A 20,340-nucleotide genomic window follows, 5' to 3' on the forward strand; every position below is an offset into this window, starting at 1 on the left:
GGGACGCCACGATGCCGGCGGTCGAGCCCAGCACGGCCTGGGCGGGGTACCTTGCGGCCGCCCGCCAGTTGGACGGGGTACGCCGTAGCGCGGCTGCGGCCGCCGGCGAGCAGGCCCGGTCGGCGGAGGCCGCGCGGGAGGAGTTGACGGTGGTCCGTACCGGGCTGGCGAGCCAGCAGGAACGGCTGCGCGAGTTGGGCGTACCGGCTATCTCTCTGGTGCCGTCGCCGCCGGAACTGTCGGAGGCGGCCCGGTCGATGGCGGGTGGCCCGGCGGCCGTGCTGGCGGCGTTGCGGTCCGCGCGCGGGTGGGCCGAGGCGGCGGACGCGGCGTTGGCCGCGCGCCGCCGGATCCGGCCGGGGTCCTGGCCCGCGCGAGCGCGCAACCTCCTGGTGTACGGGCCGTTCGCGCTGCTGGTGCCGTTGATCCAGGTGACGGTGCTGGCGGCGACGGGGGTGGGACCGGCGACCGTGGCGGCGCTGATCTGCGGGCTGCCGATGCCGGCGGTGGCGTTCGTCGCGGGTTGGATCGGCATCGGGCGGTTGTTCCGGGTCAGTCCCACCGAGCGGTTGGACCGTACGGCGCGTTTCGGCGCGTTGGTGTGCCTGGTGCCGGCGGTACTGGCCACGGCCGGGCTGCTGTTGGCCCTGCTCGCCGGCTGACGGGCACCCCTGTGGGGGGACGCAACGGCCGGCCGTCCCCGCCAGGGGGTGTCGGCCGGCCGTGGTGCGTCGGGTTGTCAGCGGGGGATGATCAGCGCCATCGCCTCGGCCCGCGACTTGGAGTCTGTCTGCAGGATGCCGCGTACGGCCGACGTGATGGTCTTGGCACCGGACTTCTGGATGCCGCGCATCGCCATGCACATGTGTTCGCATTCGAGCACGACGACGACGCCGCGGGGTGCGAGTTTGCTCATCAGCAGGTCGGCGACCTGCGAGGTGAGCCGCTCCTGCACCTGCGGGCGGCGGGCGAAGACCTCGACGAGCCGGGCCAGCTTGGACAGGCCGGTGATCCGCCCGTCGGGGCCGGGGATGTAGCCGATGTGCGCGCTGCCTCGGAAGGGCAGCAGGTGGTGTTCGCAGAGGCTCATCACGTCGATGTCCCGGACGATGACCAGCTCTTCGTGGTTGGCCTCGAAGGTGGTGCTGAGCACCTGGGCCGGGTCGACCCGCAGACCGGCGAAGAGTTCGGCGTACGCGCGGGCGACCCGGGCCGGGGTCTGTTGGAGTCCGTCGCGGTCCGGGTCCTCGCCGACCGCGATCAGGATCTCGCGGACGGCCTTCTCGATCCGGCCGAGGTCGACAGCGTCCTCGACGGGACGGCCGGTCAGCTTGCCGCTGATCAGTCGGGCGGCGACGTAGTCGAGCTCGTCGTCGCCGTCGGGTTCGGTCGCGGAAACGGCCAGCTCCCGGTGAGGGGAGCTGGCCGTCGGGTCGTTGCTCAGTGCGTACCGTCCGAGTTGTTGCTGGACGGCGACCCGCCGCCGACCGACGCCTGCGCGCCGTCGGCCTGGGCCTGCGCCTTGAGCGCGTCCTTCTCCGCAGGGGTGAGCACGGGCGGCTCGGTGGACGGCTGGCGCTTGCCGAAGCCGTTGTACGGCGCGAGCGGCGGCCGCTTGACCACCCGGGAGCAGATTCGCGCCATGTCGGCCGTGGAGAGGGTCTCCTTCTCCATCAGCTCGAGCACGATGTTGTCCAGGACGTCCCGGTATTCCACCAGGATCTCCCAGGCCTCGTCGTGCGCCAGCTCGATCAGGGCCCGCATCTCGCCGTCGATCTCGGCGGCCACCGAGTCCGAGTAGTCCCGCTCGTGGCCCATGTTGCGGCCGAGGAACGGCTCGTCCCCGCTGGTGCCGTACTTGATGGCGCCGAGCTTGGAGCTCATGCCGTACTGGGTGATCATCGCGCGGGCCAGCTGGGTGGCCTTCTCGATGTCGTTGCCGGCACCGGTGGTGGGCTCGTGGAAGACCAGTTCCTCGGCGGCCCGACCGCCCAGCGCGTACGCCAGGGTGTCGATCATTTCGGCGCGGGTCTGGGTGTACTTGTCTTCGGTCGGAAGCACCAGGGTGTGGCCCAGCGAGCGGCCACGGGACAGGATCGTCACCTTGTGCACCGGCGCGGCGTGCGGCAACGCCCAGGCGACAAGCGCGTGGCCACCCTCGTGGTACGCGGTGATCTTCTTTTCCTGGTCGCTCATCACGCGGGTCCGTCGCTGCGGACCGGCGATCACCCGGTCGATCGACTCCTCGAGCGAGTCGTTGGTGATCGCGCGCTGGTCCTTACGGGCGGTGAGCAGGGCCGACTCGTTGATCACGTTGGCCAGGTCGGCACCGCTGAAGCCCGGGGTGCGCCGGGCCACCGAGTCGAGGTCGACGTCGGGAGTGAACGGCTTGCCCTTGGCGTGCACCCGCAGGATGGCCTTGCGGCCCTCCATGTCGGGGGCGTCCACCGGAATCTGCCGGTCGAACCGGCCCGGGCGCAGCAGCGCCGGGTCGAGGATGTCCGGCCGGTTGGTGGCGGCGATCAGGATGACCCCGCCCTTGGTGTCGAAGCCGTCCATCTCGACGAGCAGTTGGTTGAGCGTCTGCTCCCGCTCGTCGTGGCCGCCACCCATGCCGGCGCCGCGGTGCCGGCCGACGGCGTCGATCTCGTCGACGAAGACGATCGCCGGAGCGTTCGTCTTGGCCTGCTCGAACAGGTCACGAACCCGGCTCGCGCCGACACCGACGAACATCTCGACGAAGTCGGAGCCGGAGATGGAGTAGAAGGGCACCCCGGCCTCGCCGGCGACCGCGCGGGCCAGCAGCGTCTTGCCGGTGCCGGGCGGGCCGAACAGCAGCACGCCCTTCGGGATCTTGGCGCCCAGGGCCTGGTACTTCGCCGGGTTCTGCAGGAAGTCCTTGATCTCGTGCAGCTCCTCGACGGCCTCCTCGGCACCCGCGACGTCCGCGAAGGTCGTCTTCGGAGTGTCCTTGGTGATCATCTTGGCCTTGGACTTGCCGAAGTTGAGCACCCGGGAGCCGCCGCCCTGCATCTGCGACATGAAGAACAGCAGCAGGAGGACGAGCAGCGCGATCGGCAGCAGGTTGACCAGCAGGCTCACCCAGATGCTGTCCGAGGAGACCTTGGCGTCGGCGGGGCCGGTTACCCGGTTGTTCGCCTTGGCGTCCAGCACCTCGTTCCAGATCTGGTCACCAGCCTGGTACGGGAACTGGGCCTCGATCCGGTCGGTCTCGGTCTTGCCGAACTTCGTCTTCTGGGCAAGATCCAGCTGGAGCGTCTGCTCCTTGTCCTGGAAGACGACCTTATTGATCTTGGCTGTGTGCAGTTGGTCGAGCGCAACGGAAGTGTCCACGCGGTGGTAGCTGGGACCAGCGGTGAACAGCTGACTGAGCACAACGGCGCCGAGGATGACCAGGATGATCCAGACCACCGGTCGGCGGAAGAAACGCGTACGTTCCATACTGTTGTCGAGCGCCGGAGCGCCCGCATCCTCCTGATCGACGTCCTGACCGTCTGATGGTGTCGCCGCGCTGAGCGGCAGCCGGAGCCGCCGTGCGGGCCGGCTCGACCCCGAGACGCGAAAACTGCCGCGCCGCGGTCATTCGACGGTACACCGTGTACGCGAGGAGTGAGCTTGCGAGCCCCGCAGTCGTACACAATCACAGCGGTGTCCGCGAGGAGTGAGCTTGCGAGCCCCGCAGTCCTGCACCATCAAAAGACCGAGGACGCCGACAGTGAGCCTGCGAGCCCCCGCACCCGGCGTGTCGTCGACATCGACGACACGCACCGTGGGCAGGCCCACCAGCCCCGCAGCCAACGTACAGCGAGTCCGGGTGGAGCCAGCGTGGCGGGGAGTCCGGCTCGGCCACCCGAACGCCCGGTCACGCGATCGAGGGGGTCGAGCGCGGAGTAACCTCCGGGCCACCGTGCTACACGGTAACCGCATCAGCTGAGAGCGCGCTGAACGTCGGCTTGATGGATGCCGATGAGAGTTGGGCTCATCCCGCCCGAGGGGCCCCGACGGGGTCGGGCCCGTCGTCAGGAGCGGGCGTAGACCTCGGGCTTGAGCACCCCGACGTAGGGCAACTCCCGGTAGCGCTCACCGAAGTCGAGGCCGTACCCCACCACGAACTCGGTGGGGATGTCGAAGCCGACGTACTTCACCGGGACCGGCACCTTCACCGCGTCCGGCTTGCGGAAGAGCGCGACCACCTCGACGCTCGCCGCCGAACGCGACTCGAGGTAGCGCAGCAGCCAGGAGAGCGTGAGGCCGGAGTCGACGATGTCCTCGACGACGACCACGTGGCGACCGGCGATGTCGCGGTCGAGGTCCTTGAGGATGCGGACGACCCCGGAGGAGGTGGTGCCCTGGCCGTAGGACGAGATGGCCATGAAGTCGAGCTCCGCCGGCGGGCCGTTGCGGCCCAGCGCCCGGGCGAAGTCCGCCATGAACATCACCGCACCCTTGAGGACGCACACCAGCAGCAGCCCGTCGCCCACGTGGGCGTAGTCGGCGGAGACCTGCTTGGCCAGCTCCGCCGTCTTCTCGCGGATCTGCGCCTCAGAGATGATCACGTGGTCGATGTCGGCGTCGTACCAGGAGCCGTCAGCCATGACTCCTAGCCTGCCGTACGTCTGCTGGCCTCCGTCGGCGGGGCCGCACCTTTTGGCGCGGTCCCGCCGAGGATTTTCTGGGCAAACAACGCCAATCACATCAGTTGGTACGTGACCGCCAGCGGCGGCCGTCGTCGCTGGGCTTCCAGTCGGCCGAGTCGTGGCTGTCGACGGTGAGGCCGGCCGCCGAGGCGGCGACGAGCAGGACGAGGAACAGGAGGAAGAGCAGGAACTCCATGGCGGCGCTCGCTTTCGCATGATTGCTGTCGGTTTCGCCGCCGGTGCGCACCGGACTGAGACCAGTCTGCGACCTGCCGGAGTAAGCGGACAGTGGCAGGAATGCCATTGGTCATCGATTTACTGCCACCTGTCGGGTTACCCTCGTCACATGCTGCGGTCCGTTGCCGTCCTCGCCCTCGACCAGGTCGCTCCCTTCGAGCTCGGCGTACTCGCCGAGGTGTTCGGCACCGACCGGACGGCCGACGGTTTCCCCGCCTACCGCTTCCAGGTGTGCAGCCCCGACGGCGATCCCGTGCGGACCTCGTCCGGCTTCCACCTGACTCCACACGCGGACCTCGGCCCGGTCGACGAGGCCGACCTGGTGGCCATCCCCGCGCACAGCCAGGGCACCACCGTCCCCGGCCCGGTGCTCGACGCCCTACGCCGGGCCGACGCCCGCGGAGCGCACCTGTTCAGCGTCTGCTCCGGAGCCTTCCTGCTCGGCGAGGCCGGCCTGCTCGACGACCGCGAGTGCACCACCCACTGGCGGTACGTGGACGAGCTGCAACGCCGCCACCCCCGCGCCCGGGTGCGCTGCAACTCGCTCTACGTCCAGGACGGGCGGCTCCTCACCAGCGCCGGCACCGCGGCCGGCATCGACGCGTGCCTGCACCTGATCCGCCAGGAACACGGCTCGGCCACCGCGACCCGGCTGGCCCGGCGGATGGTGGTCCCGCCGCACCGCGACGGCGGCCAGTCCCAGTACGTCGAGGCGCCCATCCCGAAAGCGCCCGAGGCGCCCACCCTCGAACCGGTGCTGGAGTGGATGATGGGTCACCTGGACCGGACGATCACCGTGGAGGAGCTGGCCGCCCGCGCCGGCATGGCACCCCGCACGTTCGCCCGCCGGTTCCGCGCCGAAACCGGCACCACCCCGCACGACTGGCTCACCAACCAGCGGGTGCTGCTCGCCCGCCGGCTGCTGGAGGAGACCCCGTTGAGCGTGGAGGCGGTCGCCGACCAGTCCGGCTTCGGCGACGCCGCCGCACTGCGCCACCACTTCAGCCGCCGGGTCGGCGCCACCCCGCACAGCTACCGGACCACCTTCCGGGACCGGGCACACAGCGGCTGACCGGACACCTCAGCCCGGGGTCAGCCGGCCGTCGCGGCGCAGCACCCGGACACCCCCGGGCAGGTCGGCCGGGCCCTGACCGCGCCAATCCGTGACCAGGGCGTCCAGCGCGGCGACGTGCCGGTGCGACAGCGCGCCCGGCGTAGCGCCCACCTCACGGGCCCAGGCGTGCAGCACCCGACCGCGTACGGCGGGCACCATGCCGAGCAGCGCCGGAACGGCCAGCCCTCCGTCGGGACACCGGGCCGCCGCCAGCGCCGTCCCCGCCAACTCGTCGAGCGCGGCGTTGTCGGCGGCCACCAGCCGGGCGGTACGCGCGAGGTTGTCCACCACGCCGGGACCGAGCGCCCGCACCAGCGCCGGCAGCAGGTCGGCCCGCACCCTCGACCGGGCGTACGACGGGTCGGTGTTGTGCGGGTCCTGCCACGGACTCAGCCCGAGCGCGACGCAGGCGGCCCGCGTCTGCTCCCGACCGACCTCCAGCAGCGGGCGCAGCAGCGGCACTTCGCCCAGATCCCGCCGGGCGGGCATCCCGGCCAGCCCGCGCGGGCCGGCGCCCCGGGCGAGCGCGAGCAGCACCGTCTCCGCCTGGTCGTCGCGCGTGTGCCCGGTGAGCACCGCGACCGCGTTCTGCTGCCGGGCCACCTCGGTCAGCGCCTGATAGCGGGCCTCCCGGGCAGCCGCCTCCGGCCCGCCGGGACGCCCGGCCACCTCCACCCGGACCACCGTCGCCGACGCGAACCCGACCTCCCGGCCCCAGGCGGCCACCGCCTTCGCACGGTCCGCGGAGCCGTCCTGCAAGCCGTGGTCGACGGTGACGAGCGTCGCGGTGCGGCCCAGCCGAGGTGCCACGAACACGGTGGCCGCAGCGAGCGCCAACGAGTCGGCCCCACCGGAGCAGGCGACCAGCACACCGCCGGACGGCAGACCGGTCAGGGCGCGGCGTACCGCCACCCGGATCGCGGCCACCGGCGGGGCGAGCGCGGCCACCGGCGGGTGGTCAGCCGGCGGCCGGGACGGTGCCGGCCGGGCCGTGCACCCGGGCGACCCAGGCGTCCGGGTCGCCCAACTCCGACAGTCGGGGCAGGGTCAGCGGCGAGTTGAAGATCGAATTGAAGCCGTCCATGCCGACGCGCTCCACCACGCCGTGCACGAACTTGCGCCCCTCGGCGTACTGGCGCATCTTGACGTCCACCCCGAGCAGCCGGCGAATCGCCTTCTCCAGGGGGTTGCCCGCCTCCCGGCGTCGGTTGAACGACGCCCGGATCCGCTCGACGCTCGGGATCACCTGCGGACCGACGCCGTCCATGACGAACTCGGCGTGCCCCTCCAGCAGGGTCATCAACGCGGTGAGCCGGTCCAGTACGGCCCGCTGCGCCGGGGTCTGCACGATGTCCAGCACGCTGGTGCGGCTCTCCGGGTCACGGACCGCCTCGGACAACGTGGCCACCCCGCGCCGCAGCCGCTCGACCAGGTGCTCGCTCCCGCTGGACGAGGCGTCCACGAACGCCTGCACCTCGCTGAGGAAGTAGGCCCGCATCCACGGCACGGCCGTGAACTGGGTGCGGTGGGTGACCTCGTGCAGACACACCCAGAGCCGGAAGTCCCGGGGGTCGGCGCCGAGCTTGCGCTCCACCTCGACGATGTTCGGTGCGACGAGCAGCAGCTGGCCCGGTTCGGCCGAGAAGACCTCGTACTGGCCGAGCACCCGGCCGGAGAGGTAGGCCAGCACCGTGCCGGCCTGCACCCCGGTCAGCCGGGACCCGATCGCCTCGGTCAACGCGCCCGGTTGCTTGTCGCCGGAGAGCCGACTCACCAGCGGGGTGATCACCTCGCGGAGCCCGGCGATGTTGGTCGCCGCCCAGTCGCGGCGATCGACCACCCGGACCGGCGGATGCGACACCTGCGCCCGCAGCCCCGTGTAGTCGGCCACGTGCCCGGCCGCCTCGTCGGTCAGCCGGCGCAGGTCGCCGACCACGTCGGTGGCTTCGGCGTACGACACGCGGGGGCCAGACTTGCTCAACGCCCCCGCCGTGGCGGCGGCCAGATCCCAGTCCACGAACTGCGCCATGGACCCACCGTACCCGCGCCGCGACACACCGGCCCGGGCTCGCGCCCTCGATCGACACCGGTGGCAACCTCGTACCGCCGGAGCGGCGCAGGTCAGCCGCAGCCGCAACCGGCCAGCGCGGCGGTGATCCGGTCCAGCGCCGGCTGGGCGGTCTCCCTGCCCCCCGGCACCTTGTCGGTGAGCACCGCGAAGGTCAACAGCCGACCGTCGGCGGTGGTGACCAGACCCGCGATGGAGTGCACCTGGGTCAGCGTGCCGGTCTTGGCCCGGACGCTGCCGGCGCCGGCGGCGGTGCCCGCGGTGTTGCGGTAGCGCTCGTTCAGCGTCCCGGACCAACCGCCCACCGGCAGACCACCGAAGACACCTGCCAACTCCGGATGGTCCGGGCTGGCGGCCAGCCGGATCAGATCGGTCAGCAGCGAAGGGCTGATCCGGTTACGACGGGACAGGCCGCTGCCGTCGGAGACGCTGATCTCGTCGGCGGGCAGGCCCAACTCCGCCACCTCGGCGTCCATGGCGGCGGCGCCCCCGTCGAACGAGGCCGGCTGGTTGCGGGCCAACGCGACCTGACGGGCGAGCGCCTCGGCGACCAGGTTGTCGCTCTCGCTGATCATCACGTCCACGAGCCGGATCAGCGGCGGAGACTGCACCACGCCCAACTCGGTGCCCGGTGCCGGGCTGGGGCCCGCCGCGGCCTGGGCCGGGGCCGAGCCACGCCGCACGGCGTCGGTCGGCACTCCGAGCAACCGGGCGAACGCCTTGCCGGCGGCCAGGTCCGGCTCGGCGAAGCGCTGGGCGGACCCGTGTTCGACTCCCGGGTCCGTACGCGCGCCGTCGGTCATCAACGCGGTCACCGCGCCGCCCGACCCACCGGTGGGGATGTCGTCGTCCCAGCCGGGGCCGTAGACCGGCCCGGAGTAGACCGAGCCGTCGACGGTGACGCTCGTCGGCGGTGTCCCGCCGAGCGCGGAACGCACCTGGGCGGCCAGATCGTCGAGCCGCGCCGCACCCGGGTAGTAGCCCTTCTTGTCGATCGCCAGGGTCGGGTCACCGCCGCCGACGATCACCACCTCGCCGGCCTTCGCGCCGGCCACCGCACGAGTGGGGATCCGGTACCCGGGCCCTCGGGCCGCCAGCACCGTCACCGCGGTCACCAACTTGGTCACCGAGGCGGGGACGGTGCCGTCGTCCGCCCCCTTGTCGAACAGCGTCTGACCGGTGATCACGTCGGCGACCGAGACGTTCACCCGGTCACCCAGAGCGGCGACGCCGACCAGGGGATCGAGCACGGCACGGACCCCCTCGGGGGTGGGCACCGGGGCGTTCGAATCGGGGCCGGCCAGCACCTCCGACGGGGCGGGGTCCGGGGGAACGCCGCCCGCGGTCGGCCCGCCCGCGGTGTCGTCGCCCAGCCACCCGGCGACCGGGCCGGGACGGGTGATCACCACTCCGACGGTGGCGAGCACCAGCACGAGCACGGCGGCCAGCACCAGCGGCAACCGCCGGCGGCGCGCCGCGGACGAGGGCTGGGGGGTGGGCGTGGCGCCGGCCGGTGCCGGCAACGCGGAGATCGGCGGGCCCACCGGGGGGACCCCACCCGGCCCGGCACCGAACGACGGGCTGACCGGCGCCGGGCTGACCGGGACCCTGGCACTGCCGCGTGGCGGGCCACTCACCGGCCGCTCACCGCCAGCTACCGGGAAGTGACCGTTGTTCGGGGTCGGTGACGCCGGACCGGCCGGCGGACGCCAGGGCAACGGCGGGGGCCGCTCGGGCACCGTCTCCGGCGCCGTGTTCGGTGCTTCGGGAGCCCGTGGGAGGTGAGCCTCCGGCACCGGGACCCGTCCCTTGGCACTGCCCGAGCCGGATCGTCCGGTACCGTGCGCGGAGCCCCCGTCCGGGCGGTAGTGTGAATCTTCCCTCCCCACGACCCCCTCCTCCCCCAGCGAAAATCGGCTTGGGTGACACTACTTCGGTCCGAAGACTATGCGGCGGCCGGAGTCGGCGGGTGGGCATTCACCTGTCCGGAGGGCAGCCAGTGGTTCCGTTAGCCAGCGTGGGCAGACGAGGGAGCGTGCAGATGGATTTCGACGTGACGGTTGAGATCCCCAAAGGTCACCGGAACAAGTACGAGGTGGACCACAAGACCGGCCGGATCCGGTTGGACCGCACGCTCTTCACCTCCACCCAGTACCCGGCCGACTACGGGTTCATCGAGGGCACTCTGGGCGAGGACGGCGACCCGCTGGACGCCCTCGTGCTGGTCCCCGAGCCGACCTTCCCGGGTTGTCTGATCCGCTGCCGCACCATCGGCATGTTCCGGATGACCGACGAGAAGGGCGGGGACGACAAGGTCCTCTGCGTGCCCTACGAGGACCCGCGCCAGGAGCACCTGCGCGACATCCACCACCTGGGCGAGTTCGACCGCCTGGAGATCCAGCACTTCTTCGAGGTGTACAAGGACCTGGAGCCCGGCAAGTCGGTGGAGGGCGCGACCTGGGTCGGCCGCACCGAGGCCGAGGCCGAGATCGTGGCCTCCTACCAGCGGGCCAGGGACGCCGAGGCGCGCGGCGAGACCATCCACTGACACACCCTGACGCACCGGGCCCGAGGATCGCTCAACCGAGCAGCCCTCGGGCCCTGTCGTACAGGTCGAGCACCGCGCAGGCGATCGGCACCACTGCCACCACCAGTGCCGTGTCGGTGAGGTCCGCGACCCTCCCGACGTACGGCGAGACCGGCCGGCGGGCGTACGCGGTACCGCTGGCGACCGCCACCACGGCCAGCGCCGCCCCGCCGAGGACCAACACCAACCGCCCGGTCTCGTCGGCCCGACCGGCCAGCGCCGCGCCCAGCACCGCGTAGCCGGCCAGCCCGGCGAGCACCGTCGGCACCCGCTGTCGCAGCGCCACGAACAGCCGCGACCGCAGCAACAGCACGGCCGAGGTGACCGCCACCAGCACCCGACCGGCAGTGCCACCGGAAACCACGAGTACGACCGCTGTGGCCGCCGCCAGCAGGGCGTGGCCGATCAGCATCCCGGTGAGCATCTCCTCGGTGCGGATCACCGCGGCGTGCACCCGGCCCCGGTCCGGCAGGTCCGGGGCCCGTTCCGGCTCCGGCGCGGGCGTCGAAGCCGGCAGGGTGATCGGCGGCAGCGGCAACCTGCCCAGCCGGATGGCCAGCAGCGGGATCACGACGACGGCGAAGACCAGTGCGCTGAGCAGCACCGCCGCCGTACCGGCCGTGGTCATCAGCAGCGCACCGAGCGCGGCCCCCGCACCGATCAGACCGACAGTGACCCCGGCCACGAAGACCCACAGCCGGCTGGCCACCCCGAGGAAACCGATCAGCGCCACCAGCAGCAGCGCGACCGACCCGGCCAGCAGTTCGGGAGCGCCCACCCAGCGGGCCGGCCCGAACGGTCCGACCGGGTCGCCGGAGCCGACCGCGAGGGCACCGGCCGTGAACGCGTAGGGCAGCGCGTAGCCGCCGAGCGTCGCCCCGGCGGCACCGTCGCCGTTGGCCCGGGAGGCCACCGTGGCGGCGACGGTGAGCAGTAGCGCTACCGCGCCGGCCGCCAGCCAACCGGCCCGATGGGTCGGGCCACCGGCGAGCAGCGCGAGCAGTCCGACAGCGAGCGGTACGGCGGCACCGGCCAGACCGGCCGCCCGGGTGGCGGTGGGCGACCAGGCGCCACCACGGCGGCGGGCACTCTCGGCGATCGCCTCGATGACGTCGTCGTACTCCAACTCGGGCCAGTGCGCGCGGGCCGGCACGAGGTGCAGCACCTCACCGTCGCGGACCCCCTGCGGCAGCAGCGCCTGTGCTGTCACCAGCAACGCCCCGTCGGTGCGGCGGAGCACCCAACCGCCGTGCTGCTCGCCGTCGTCGGCCAGCCCGACACCGGCGTGTCGGAGCACGTCGGGCAGCAGCTCGGCCAGCGGCACCTGTTCCGGCAGGGCGACGTCCACCCGTCGTTGCGGGGCGCTGATGGTGACGCGGGCCAGCCCGGTAGTCATCGACTGGTCTCCATATCGACAGGGATCGGAGGCTGCGCGGACGACAGGACTTTACCTACCATGAGTCCGGCTCGGGTTACCCAGCGCTGTCAGGAGGCCGAGTGTCCACCGTCGTCATCAAGCGCCCGCCACGCCGACCAGCGCCGGAGATCCCCGCCGGTGAGGTGTCGGTGGAGGCGCCGCCGGAGATCCCCGTGGTGACCGGTGGACGGTGGCAGCAGATGCTCATGCTGCTGCCCATGCTCGGCGGCACGGTGGCGATGGCGATGATGTTCGGCCGCGGTGGCGGCGCATACTCGTACGTGGTGGGCGGGATGTTCGGCCTCTCCTCGTTGGCGATGCTGGTGACCTCCTGGGGCAGCGCCTCCGGCACCCCGAAGAAGTCCGAGATGATGGCCGCCCGCAGGGAGTACCTGCGGCACCTGGCCACGCTGCGGCGGCGGGTCCGGCGGACCGCCGGCCAGCAACGGGCCGGGCTCTACTACCGGCACCCGGACCCGGGTCGGCTCTGGTCGACGGTGGACAGCCACCGGGTCTGGGAGCGGCGTCCCGCCGACCGGGATTTCGCCGTGGTACGCGTCGCCGTCGGGCCGCAGACCCTGGCCACTCCACTCGTCCCACCGGTCACCCGACCGTTGGAGGAGCTTGAGCCGATGACCGCCGGCGCGCTGCGCCGCTTCCTGGACGCGTACTCCGTGGTGCCGGACCTGCCGGTGGCGCTGTCGCTGCGCAGCTTCGCCCGGGTGCACGTGCGACCCGCCGGCCGCACCTCGGCGACCCCGACCACCGGCGCAGACCCGGCGGCGCAGGCGCTGGTCCGGGCCGTGCTGACCCAACTGGCGGTCTTCCACGCCCCCGACGAGCTGCTCGTCGCGGTCTGCGCCGGGCCGGAACGCCGCGCCTGCTGGGAGTGGGTGAAGTGGCTCCCGCACGCCCACCACCCCGCCCGCACCGACGCGCTCGGCCCGGTACGGCTGGTCACCAGCTCCGCCGCCGAACTGGAGTCGCTGCTGGCCGACGTGCTGGCCACCCGGTCCCGGTTCAGCCCGACCGGCCCGGCCACCGACGGCCCGCACGTCGTGGTGGTCCTCGACGGCGGCGACCTGACCGGGGCCAGTGAGCTGACCGGCGACGGGGGCATCGACGCGGTCACCGTGCTGGACCTGGACACTCCGCCGCCCCGACTGCTGGACCGGTACGCGCTGCTGTTGGAGTTGCACGGCCCCCGGCTGCACTCGTGGTCGTCCGACGGGCACGCCGAGGTGGGCACCGCCGACCAGTTGGACCTGGCCGACGCCGAGGCGGTGGCCCGCCGGTTGGCGCCGCTGCGCCTCGCCGGCACGGCCCGTGGACCGGACGCCCCGTTCCAGGCCGACCTGGGTCTGCCCGAGCTGCTCGGTCTCGGCGACCCGGAGAGCTTCACCGCGGAACAGGGCTGGTCGCCGCGTTCGGCACGAGACCGGTTGCGGGTGCCGATCGGGGTGGGGGCCGACGGCGGCGCCATCGAGCTGGACCTCAAGGAGTCCGCCCAGGACGGCATGGGCCCGCACGGCCTGCTCATCGGGGCGACCGGCTCCGGCAAGTCCGAGCTGCTCCGCACGCTGGTGCTGGGGCTCGCCGTCACGCACAGCTCCGAGCAGCTCAACTTCGTGCTGGTCGACTTCAAGGGTGGCGCCACCTTCGCCTCGTTCGACCGGCTGCCGCACACCGCGGCCGTGATCACCAACCTGGCTGACGCGTTGCCACTTGTCGATCGCATGGTGGACGCGATCAACGGGGAGCTGATCCGCCGTCAGGAGTTGCTGCGGCGCGCCGGCAACTTCGCCAGCGTGCGCGACTACGAGCGGGCCCGGGCGGCCGGCAGCCCGCTCGCGCCGCTGCCGTCACTGCTGCTGATCTGCGACGAGTTCTCCGAACTGCTCTCCGCCAAGCCCGACTTCATCGACCTGTTCGTGCAGATCGGCCGACTGGGCCGATCGCTCGGCGTGCACCTGCTGCTCGCCAGTCAACGGCTGGAGGAAGGCCGGCTCCGCGGGTTGGACACCCACCTGTCGTACCGGATCGGGTTGCGCACCTTCTCGGCGCTGGAGTCCCGCACGGTGCTCGGTGTCGCGGACGCCCACGAGCTGCCCCGCTCGCCGGGCCACGGCTACCTGCGCGCCGGCACCGACCCGCTGGCCCGCTTCAAGGCCGCGTACGTCTCCGGTGCCGTCCGCCGACGGGCAGCACCGGGCGGCGTCGCCGCCGAGGGGGGCGCCCGGCTGCTCACCTTCACCACCCACGTCGTACCGGTGGCCGAGCCGGCGTCCCCGGTCGTACCGGTCGTGACCGAGGAGGAGGGTGGCAGCACGCTGCTCGACCTTCTGGTGGACCGGCTCGTCGGGCAGGGGCCCCCGGCGCACCAGGTGTGGCTTGCGCCGCTCGGTCAGCCGCCGGCTCTGGACGAGTTGCTCGGCCCGGTCGAGGTGCACCCGACGCGCGGGCTCACCGTCGGCAACCCGGAGCTGCATGGCGCGCTCGGCGTGCCGATGGCGGTCGTGGACAAGCCCTTGGAACAGCGCCGGGACCTGCTCTGGCTGGCGCTGGACGGCGCCGCCGGGCACGTCGCCGTGATCGGTGCGCCGCAGAGCGGCAAGTCCACCGCCCTGCGCACGCTGATCTGCGCGCTGGCGTTCACCCACACGCCGGCCGAGGTGCAGGTCTACTGCCTCGACTTCGGTGGCGGCGGGCTGGCCGCACTGCGCGACCTCCCGCACGTGGGCGGTGTGACCGGCCGCGCCGACCCGACCGCCGTACGACGCACCGTCGGCGAGATGACCACCCTGCTGGCCGACCGGGAACGCCGCTTCGCGGAGTTGGGTGTGGAGTCGATGGCCGCGTACCGGCAGCGGCGAGCGGCGGCGGGGACAGTCGGTCAGCCGGGCGCCGACCCGTACGGTGACGTGTTCCTGGTGATCGACGGGTGGAGCACCATCCGCGGCGAGTACGACGACCTGGAGCCACTCGTCACCGACCTGGCCACCCGGGGCCTGTCGTACGGGCTGCACGTGGTCGCCACCGCGCTGCGCTGGCTGGATTTCCGCCCGGCGATCCGGGACCTGTTCGGCTCCCGACTGGAGCTGCGCCTGGGCGACCCGGCCGACTCGCTGGTGGCCCGGCGTGCCGCCGCGAACGTGCCGGAGCGTCCCGGCCGAGGGGTGACCGCGGAGGGCCTGCACTTCCTCACCGCACTGCCTCAGCTCGGTACCGCCGGTGGCGACACCGCCGATCTGGTCAAGAGGGCCGCCGAGGGGTGGGCAGGTCCCGTGGCGCCCCGGGTGCGGTTGCTCCCGCCGGCGCTGCCGTACGCCGATCTGGACCTCACCTCGACGACCGGGCTGCGGCTGCCGATCGGGATCGCGGAGGCGGACCTGCGCCCGGTGTTGCTGGACTTCGCCGCCGAGCCGCACTTCGTGGTCTTCGGGGACTCGGAGTGCGGCAAGTCGTCGTTCCTGCGCGCACTGGCCACGTCGATCATCACCCGATTCACTCCCGAGCAGGCCCGGGTGATCCTCGTCGACTATCGGCGCAGCCTGCTCGGTGCGATCGAGACACCACACCTGATCGGTTACGGCACCGCCGCGGCGCACACCGCCGACCTGATCGAGTCGGCCGCCGGCTACCTGGAGCGGCGGGCGCCGGGGCCGGAGGTCACCCCGCAGCAGCTGCGGGACCGGTCCTGGTGGTCCGGGCCGGAGCTGTTCGTGCTGGTGGACGACTACGACCTGGTGGCGGCGGGACCGGCGAACCCGTTGCGGGCGCTGGAGGAGCACCTGCCGCACGCCCGGGACATCGGACTGCACCTGGTGCTGGTCCGCCGCTCCGGTGGGGCGGGCCGCGCCCAGTACGAGCCGATCGTGCAGCGTCTGCGGGAGCTGTCCACCGCCGGCCTGGTGATGGCGGGCAGCCCCGAGGAGGGCGCGCTCGTCGGGCCGGTCCGGCCCGGACCGCTGCCGCCGGGGCGTGGCCGACTGGTCACCCGACGGGAGGGCGTACGCCTCGTTCAGCTGGCGCATCTGCCGCCGCAATGACCTGACTCGCCGGTTCTTCCCGTGACGGGTGGGGAAACCGGTAATCTCCGATCGTCATGGTTCCGTCGGGATGAATGGCTGGGGATGTGACTGGGGTGCGGCACAGCGGTCCGTCAGCGGCCCGACGAACGACCGGCCGAGTGCTGCTCGGCGTCGCCGCGGCGCTCGCCGTCGTGGCACCCACCGCGGCGGCCGTGCCGGTCGCCGCGCCCACGAACGGCGGACAGCTCGCCGGCGCGCCGATGGCGTTCGCCCCCGGGGACGCCGTCGCCCGCACCGACCAGGTCCGCGATGAGCAGTGGCAGCTCGACGAGTTGCAGGCCGAAACGGCGTGGCGCAGCTCGACCGGGCGGGGCGTGACCGTGGCGGTGGTCGACTCCGGAGTGGACGGCACGCATCCCGACCTGGTCGGTCAGGTGCTCCCCGGCAAGGACCTGGTCGGCCCTGGCGGCGCCCCGGGCCCGGACCCGGTGGGCCACGGCACCACTGTGGCCGGCCTGATCGCTGGGCGCAGTGACGACAAGCGGGGCGTGGTCGGCCTGGCACCGGACGCCCGGATCCTGCCGGTCCGGGTGCTGGACGAGGAGAACCGTTACGACGACGCGCTGATCGTCGCCCAGGGCGTGCGCTGGGCGGTCGACAACGGTGCCCGCGTGATCAATCTGTCGCTGGGTGGCAGCGGCGACAGCCCGGCCCTGGCCGCCGCCCTGGACTACGCGTTCGTCCGGGACGTGGTCGTGGTCGCCTGCACCGGCAACCTGGCCACCTCCACCAGCACCAAGGTCTGGTATCCGGCTCGGGAGCCGGGTGTGATCGCGGTGGCCGGTCTCGAACGCAGCAGCGACAACCTGTGGTCCGGGTCGATCACCGGCCGGGCGACGGTGCTCACCGCCCCCGCCAGCGGACTGGTCGGTGCCAAGCCGCCCAGCGGGTACTGGCGGGTGCAGGGCACCAGCTTCGCCGCGCCGCTGGTGGCCGCGACCGCGGCGCTGGTCCGGTCCCGTTATCCGCAGATGCCAGCGGGTGAGGTGGTCAACCGGTTGTTGGCCACCGCCCGGGACCTCGGCCCGACCGGGCGGGACGACCGCTTCGGGTACGGGGTGGTCGACCCGGTGGCCGCGTTGACCGCCCAGGTGCCGCCGGTGACCGTCAACCCGCTCGACGATCAGACGTCGCCGGGCGTGACCGGTTTCGGTCCGGCACCGGGCTCGGTCGACGACGGTCCGGTGTCCGGTGCCGGTAGCGATCCCCTGGGTCTCGCCGCGGCCGGTCAGCAGAGTCGGTGGACGGCTCGGGCTGCGGGCGGTGCGGACACGTCCGCCCCGGAGCAACTGGCGACCACCGTCGTGCTCCTGGTCGCTCTCGTCGCCGGTGCGGCGCTGGTGGTTCGCCGGCTCCGCCAGCGGACCCGTTGATCGCAGCCGACCGGTAGGCCTGACCAGTCGCCTGGTCGGGTAGAACACGGTCATGAGGACGCACCGGCCACCCACGCTCGCCCCCACCGGCCGGCCGTCGTGGCGGCACCGCCGATTCGACCCGGACCACGCGCTGGGGCTGCGGCTCACGCTCGCCGCGACGGCAGCGTTCCTGGTGCTGGTGCCGTTCGCGCTGCTCACCCTGCTGGTTCTCGACGCCTGGGCACCGCTGCACCGGTTGGACACGACGGTCACCGACGCGCTGCACGGCTACGCCCAGGGTCATCCGGCGTGGGTGGTGCTGATGCGGGTCTGGACCGAGGTGTTCGCCCCGATGCCGCTGCGCGCCGTCGTCCTGCTCCTGGTGGTCTGGTTGCTGCGCCGGGGCGCCCGCCGCCTGGCCCTCTGGGCGGCCACCACCATTGTCGTCGGCGGGTTGCTCGGTCCGCTGCTCAAGCTGCTGGTCGGCCGGGACCGGCCGGAGCTGCTGGACCCGGTGGCCCGGGCCGCCGGATACTCGTTCCCCTCCGGGCACGCGCTGAACGCCACCCTGGCCGCCGGGGTGCTGCTGCTGGTGCTCGTTCCGTACGCCCGGCGGTGGCCGGCGCGGGTGGCGCTCTGGGTCGCGGCGGTGCTGCTCACCGTGGTGACCGGGCTGAGCAGGGTGGCGCTCGGCGTGCACTTCACCAGCGACGTGGTGGGCGGATGGCTGCTCGGGGTGGCGGTGGTCGCGGCCACCACCGCCGCGTTCACCAGTTGGCGGGCACACACCGGGCTGCGGCCGGTCCGGCCGACCCGCGACGGCGTCGCTCCCGAGGTCGAGCGACACCCGGGGGCTGCCTGAGGACTGGCGACGGGGCCGGCCGGGTACTGGCGCACCCATGTCCGACCTCGTGCGCCAGATCGTTCGGCGGGTGCTGCTGCCGGTGTCCCTCCTGCTCGGGCTCATGGTGCTGCTCGGGATGCTGGTCACCCGGGTGTTCGCCCGCACCTGGCCGTTCACCGTGGAGGACACGGTGAACCGGGAACTGGCCGCCGACCGCACCGGGGACTGGAACAACGTCTCGCTGGTGTTCAGCACGCTGGCCAGCACCCAGATGATCGTCGTGGTGACCGTGCTGGTGGCGTTGGCGCTGCGGCTCTGGCTGAAGCGCTGGCGCGAGCCGCTGTTCCTGTGCGCGGCGGTGACCGCCCAGGCGCTGGTGTTCCTGCTGACCACTCTCGCGATCGACCGGCGGCGGCCGGCGGTGGAACACATGGACGTCTCGCCACCGACGTCGAGCTTTCCGTCCGGGCACACCTCGGCAGCGGTGGCGCTCTACGTCGGCATCGCCGTGCTGATGGCGCTGCGCGCCCGGAGCACCGGGGCGAAGGTCGCCTGGTGGACGCTGCTGCTGATGGTGCCGTTGGGCGTGGCCCTGACCCGGATGTACCGGGGGATGCACCACCCGAGCGACGTGGTGGCGTCCTTCGTCAACGGCGGCACCTGCGTCGCGATCATGGTCCGTGCGGTGCTGGACCGGTCGCTGCGGTGGGGTCGGGCGAAGTTGCCGACCGCCGGGAGTCGCGCTCTGCCGGCTCAGACCTGAGCTGACCCGCGGCGGCTCAGGTGCACTCGCCGGTGCCGACCTGCCGGTTGCGTTCGGCCCCCGCCAACGCCACCGGACGGGCCTCGGCCGCCGTCACCGCGAAACCGGTGTTCGGGTCGTCGGACGCCGCCGCGAAGATCACGCCGAGCACCAGGCCGTTGGCGGACAGCAGCGGGCCGCCCGAGTTGCCGCTGCGCACCAGCGCCCGGATCGTGTAGATCTCCCGGGTGACGTCGCCGGAGGAATAGATATCCGGTCCCTTGATCTTGTCGACGTCGCGGATCCGCGCCGACTGCGCGTTGTACGGGCCGTCGAGCGGGAAGCCCAGCACGATGGCGTCGGCGCCGCTGCCCGCGTTGCCGGCGGCGAACCGCAGGGACGGGCCGGGCAGTCCGGGCACCAGCAGGACCGCCAGGTCGCGGTTCGGGTCGTAGACGACCACCTTGCCGTCGTACCGCTCGCCGCCCAACTCCACGGCGACCGAGCGGGTGCCGGCCACGACGTGCGCGTTGGTCATCACCCGGTCGTCAGCGTAGACGAACCCGGAACCCTCGATCCGGCGTGAACAACTGGGCGCCGAGCCGAGCACCTTGACGACCGACTGCTGACCGCTGACCACCACCTGCGAGCCGGCCAGCGCCGGGTCCGGCGGGTCGACCTGCCGGGCCCGGGTGGGCGCGAGGTCGCCGAAGACGTCCGGGAAGCCGTCGGTGTCGACGGTGTCCTCCAACGCCGTGGACAACCGCTGGGCCTGCTCCGGTAGGACCTGGTTGACCACCGTGATCAACGCGCTGTTGCGGACCGAGGCGGCGAGCCAGGGCACCGAGGACGAGCCGAGCGGCACGGCCACCAGCCAGGCCAGGAGGAGCACCGCGAACAGCGAGACCAACGCCCCGCCGACGTCGTCGGCCCGTTTGCCCACGTCGCTGGTGATCGTCTTGCGCAGGTGCGAGCCGAGCCAACCGGCGAGCGCCTGCCCGACCACCGCCAGCCCGAAGATAGCCACGAGCGAGATCAGCACGCGGGTGCCGGCGTCCACGAACTGTCTGGCGAACAGCGGCCCGAGCTGGAGACCCAGCAGGAGACCCAGGAAGAAGCCGGACAACGACGTGACGCCGATGACGAAACCCTGGCGGTATCCGCTGATCGCGAACACGAGCATGAGCAGCAGCAGGACGAGATCCACGACGGACACGGGTCAAGCGT

General features: G+C 72.6%; 16 protein-coding genes. 7 read left to right on the forward strand and 9 right to left on the reverse strand.

Annotated elements, in window-relative coordinates:
• Window positions 1-11 precede the first annotated feature (11 nt).
• Window positions 12-662 (forward strand): hypothetical protein, encoded by a 651-nt coding sequence (locus QSK15_RS27990; protein WP_285797157.1) that lies wholly within the window; start codon window positions 12-14, stop codon window positions 660-662.
• A gap of 77 nt (window positions 663-739) precedes the next feature.
• Here QSK15_RS27990 and folE read toward each other — a convergent pair whose 3' ends face one another.
• The 4 genes from folE to QSK15_RS28010 all read right to left on the reverse strand — a co-directional run bounded on the left by folE (window position 740) and on the right by QSK15_RS28010 (window position 4,854).
• On the reverse strand, window positions 740-1,405 hold the full coding sequence (gene folE, locus QSK15_RS27995; RefSeq protein WP_030328001.1) for a GTP cyclohydrolase I FolE: 666 nt from the start codon (window positions 1,403-1,405) through the stop codon (window positions 740-742).
• A 35-nt stretch (window positions 1,406-1,440) separates the two neighbouring features.
• Entirely contained in the window at window positions 1,441-3,462 is a 2,022-nt protein-coding gene (gene ftsH, locus QSK15_RS28000; protein WP_285797048.1) for an ATP-dependent zinc metalloprotease FtsH, read from the reverse strand.
• 578 nt (window positions 3,463-4,040) lie between these two features.
• The gene (gene hpt, locus QSK15_RS28005; protein WP_030328005.1) at window positions 4,041-4,616 is read right to left on the reverse strand and encodes a hypoxanthine phosphoribosyltransferase; all 576 of its coding nucleotides are present in this window, start codon (window positions 4,614-4,616) and stop codon (window positions 4,041-4,043) included.
• Window positions 4,617-4,716: 100 nt separating this feature from the next.
• Entirely contained in the window at window positions 4,717-4,854 is a 138-nt protein-coding gene (locus QSK15_RS28010; protein WP_238659545.1) for a hypothetical protein, read from the reverse strand.
• Between the two features lie 150 nt (window positions 4,855-5,004).
• Between QSK15_RS28010 and QSK15_RS28015 the strand changes: the two genes are divergently transcribed.
• A complete protein-coding gene (locus QSK15_RS28015) occupies window positions 5,005-5,967 on the forward strand; it encodes a GlxA family transcriptional regulator (protein ID WP_030328007.1) in 963 nt (320 codons plus the stop codon).
• Window positions 5,968-5,976: 9 nt separating this feature from the next.
• Here QSK15_RS28015 and tilS read toward each other — a convergent pair whose 3' ends face one another.
• From tilS to dacB, 3 genes are all read right to left on the reverse strand, one after another.
• Window positions 5,977-6,957 carry a tRNA lysidine(34) synthetase TilS gene (gene tilS, locus QSK15_RS28020; protein WP_285797049.1) on the reverse strand — a complete coding sequence of 327 codons (981 nt, stop codon included), beginning with the start codon at window positions 6,955-6,957 and terminating at the stop codon, window positions 5,977-5,979.
• A 10-nt stretch (window positions 6,958-6,967) separates the two neighbouring features.
• The gene (locus QSK15_RS28025) at window positions 6,968-8,038 is read right to left on the reverse strand and encodes an Rv3626c family coenzyme F420 biosynthesis-associated protein (RefSeq protein ID WP_030328010.1); all 1,071 of its coding nucleotides are present in this window, start codon (window positions 8,036-8,038) and stop codon (window positions 6,968-6,970) included.
• A 92-nt stretch (window positions 8,039-8,130) separates the two neighbouring features.
• The gene (gene dacB, locus QSK15_RS28030) at window positions 8,131-9,621 is read right to left on the reverse strand and encodes a D-alanyl-D-alanine carboxypeptidase/D-alanyl-D-alanine endopeptidase (RefSeq protein WP_352232232.1); all 1,491 of its coding nucleotides are present in this window, start codon (window positions 9,619-9,621) and stop codon (window positions 8,131-8,133) included.
• A gap of 497 nt (window positions 9,622-10,118) precedes the next feature.
• Between dacB and QSK15_RS28035 the strand changes: the two genes are divergently transcribed.
• Window positions 10,119-10,625 (forward strand): inorganic diphosphatase, encoded by a 507-nt coding sequence (locus QSK15_RS28035; protein WP_030328015.1) that lies wholly within the window; start codon window positions 10,119-10,121, stop codon window positions 10,623-10,625.
• A gap of 31 nt (window positions 10,626-10,656) precedes the next feature.
• Here QSK15_RS28035 and eccD read toward each other — a convergent pair whose 3' ends face one another.
• A complete protein-coding gene (eccD, locus tag QSK15_RS28040; protein ID WP_285797051.1) occupies window positions 10,657-12,060 on the reverse strand; it encodes a type VII secretion integral membrane protein EccD in 1,404 nt (467 codons plus the stop codon).
• Window positions 12,061-12,161: 101 nt separating this feature from the next.
• On the opposite strand from eccD, the gene eccCa reads away from it, so the two are divergent.
• The 4 genes from eccCa to QSK15_RS28060 all read left to right on the forward strand — a co-directional run bounded on the left by eccCa (window position 12,162) and on the right by QSK15_RS28060 (window position 19,134).
• Window positions 12,162-16,130, forward strand: a complete 3,969-nt coding sequence (gene eccCa / locus QSK15_RS28045; RefSeq protein ID WP_285797052.1) for a type VII secretion protein EccCa — start codon at window positions 12,162-12,164, stop codon at window positions 16,128-16,130.
• A gap of 74 nt (window positions 16,131-16,204) precedes the next feature.
• Window positions 16,205-17,545, forward strand: coding sequence for a type VII secretion-associated serine protease mycosin (mycP, locus tag QSK15_RS28050; RefSeq protein ID WP_285797053.1), 1,341 nt, complete (start codon window positions 16,205-16,207; stop codon window positions 17,543-17,545).
• A 52-nt stretch (window positions 17,546-17,597) separates the two neighbouring features.
• Window positions 17,598-18,389 (forward strand): phosphatase PAP2 family protein, encoded by a 792-nt coding sequence (locus QSK15_RS28055; protein ID WP_285797054.1) that lies wholly within the window; start codon window positions 17,598-17,600, stop codon window positions 18,387-18,389.
• Window positions 18,390-18,426: 37 nt separating this feature from the next.
• Entirely contained in the window at window positions 18,427-19,134 is a 708-nt protein-coding gene (locus tag QSK15_RS28060; RefSeq protein WP_285797055.1) for a phosphatase PAP2 family protein, read from the forward strand.
• A 16-nt stretch (window positions 19,135-19,150) separates the two neighbouring features.
• On the opposite strand, the gene QSK15_RS28065 is transcribed toward QSK15_RS28060, so the two are convergent.
• The gene (locus QSK15_RS28065; RefSeq protein ID WP_285797056.1) at window positions 19,151-20,329 is read right to left on the reverse strand and encodes a MarP family serine protease; all 1,179 of its coding nucleotides are present in this window, start codon (window positions 20,327-20,329) and stop codon (window positions 19,151-19,153) included.
• Between the last annotated feature and the right edge of the window lie 11 nt (window positions 20,330-20,340).

Source organism: Micromonospora sp. NBRC 107095 (assembly GCF_030269705.1).
GTDB classification, from domain to species: domain Bacteria; phylum Actinomycetota; class Actinomycetes; order Mycobacteriales; family Micromonosporaceae; genus Micromonospora; species Micromonospora parva.

What these genes read in the sequence shown, in the direction of transcription:
- QSK15_RS27990 (WP_285797157.1), top strand. Translation starts at nt 12, where the DNA reads ATGCCGGCGGTCGAGCCCAGCACGGCCTGGGCGGGGTACCTTGCGGCC.
- ftsH (WP_285797048.1), bottom strand. Translation starts at nt 3,462, where the DNA reads ATGGAACGTACGCGTTTCTTCCGCCGACCGGTGGTCTGGATCATCCTG.
- hpt (WP_030328005.1), bottom strand. Translation starts at nt 4,616, where the DNA reads ATGGCTGACGGCTCCTGGTACGACGCCGACATCGACCACGTGATCATC.
- QSK15_RS28010 (WP_238659545.1), bottom strand. Translation starts at nt 4,854, where the DNA reads ATGGAGTTCCTGCTCTTCCTCCTGTTCCTCGTCCTGCTCGTCGCCGCC.
- QSK15_RS28015 (WP_030328007.1), top strand. Translation starts at nt 5,005, where the DNA reads ATGCTGCGGTCCGTTGCCGTCCTCGCCCTCGACCAGGTCGCTCCCTTC.
- QSK15_RS28025 (WP_030328010.1), bottom strand. Translation starts at nt 8,038, where the DNA reads ATGGCGCAGTTCGTGGACTGGGATCTGGCCGCCGCCACGGCGGGGGCG.
- QSK15_RS28035 (WP_030328015.1), top strand. Translation starts at nt 10,119, where the DNA reads ATGGATTTCGACGTGACGGTTGAGATCCCCAAAGGTCACCGGAACAAG.
- eccD (WP_285797051.1), bottom strand. Translation starts at nt 12,060, where the DNA reads ATGACTACCGGGCTGGCCCGCGTCACCATCAGCGCCCCGCAACGACGG.
- mycP (WP_285797053.1), top strand. Translation starts at nt 16,205, where the DNA reads ATGGCTGGGGATGTGACTGGGGTGCGGCACAGCGGTCCGTCAGCGGCC.
- QSK15_RS28055 (WP_285797054.1), top strand. Translation starts at nt 17,598, where the DNA reads ATGAGGACGCACCGGCCACCCACGCTCGCCCCCACCGGCCGGCCGTCG.
- QSK15_RS28060 (WP_285797055.1), top strand. Translation starts at nt 18,427, where the DNA reads ATGTCCGACCTCGTGCGCCAGATCGTTCGGCGGGTGCTGCTGCCGGTG.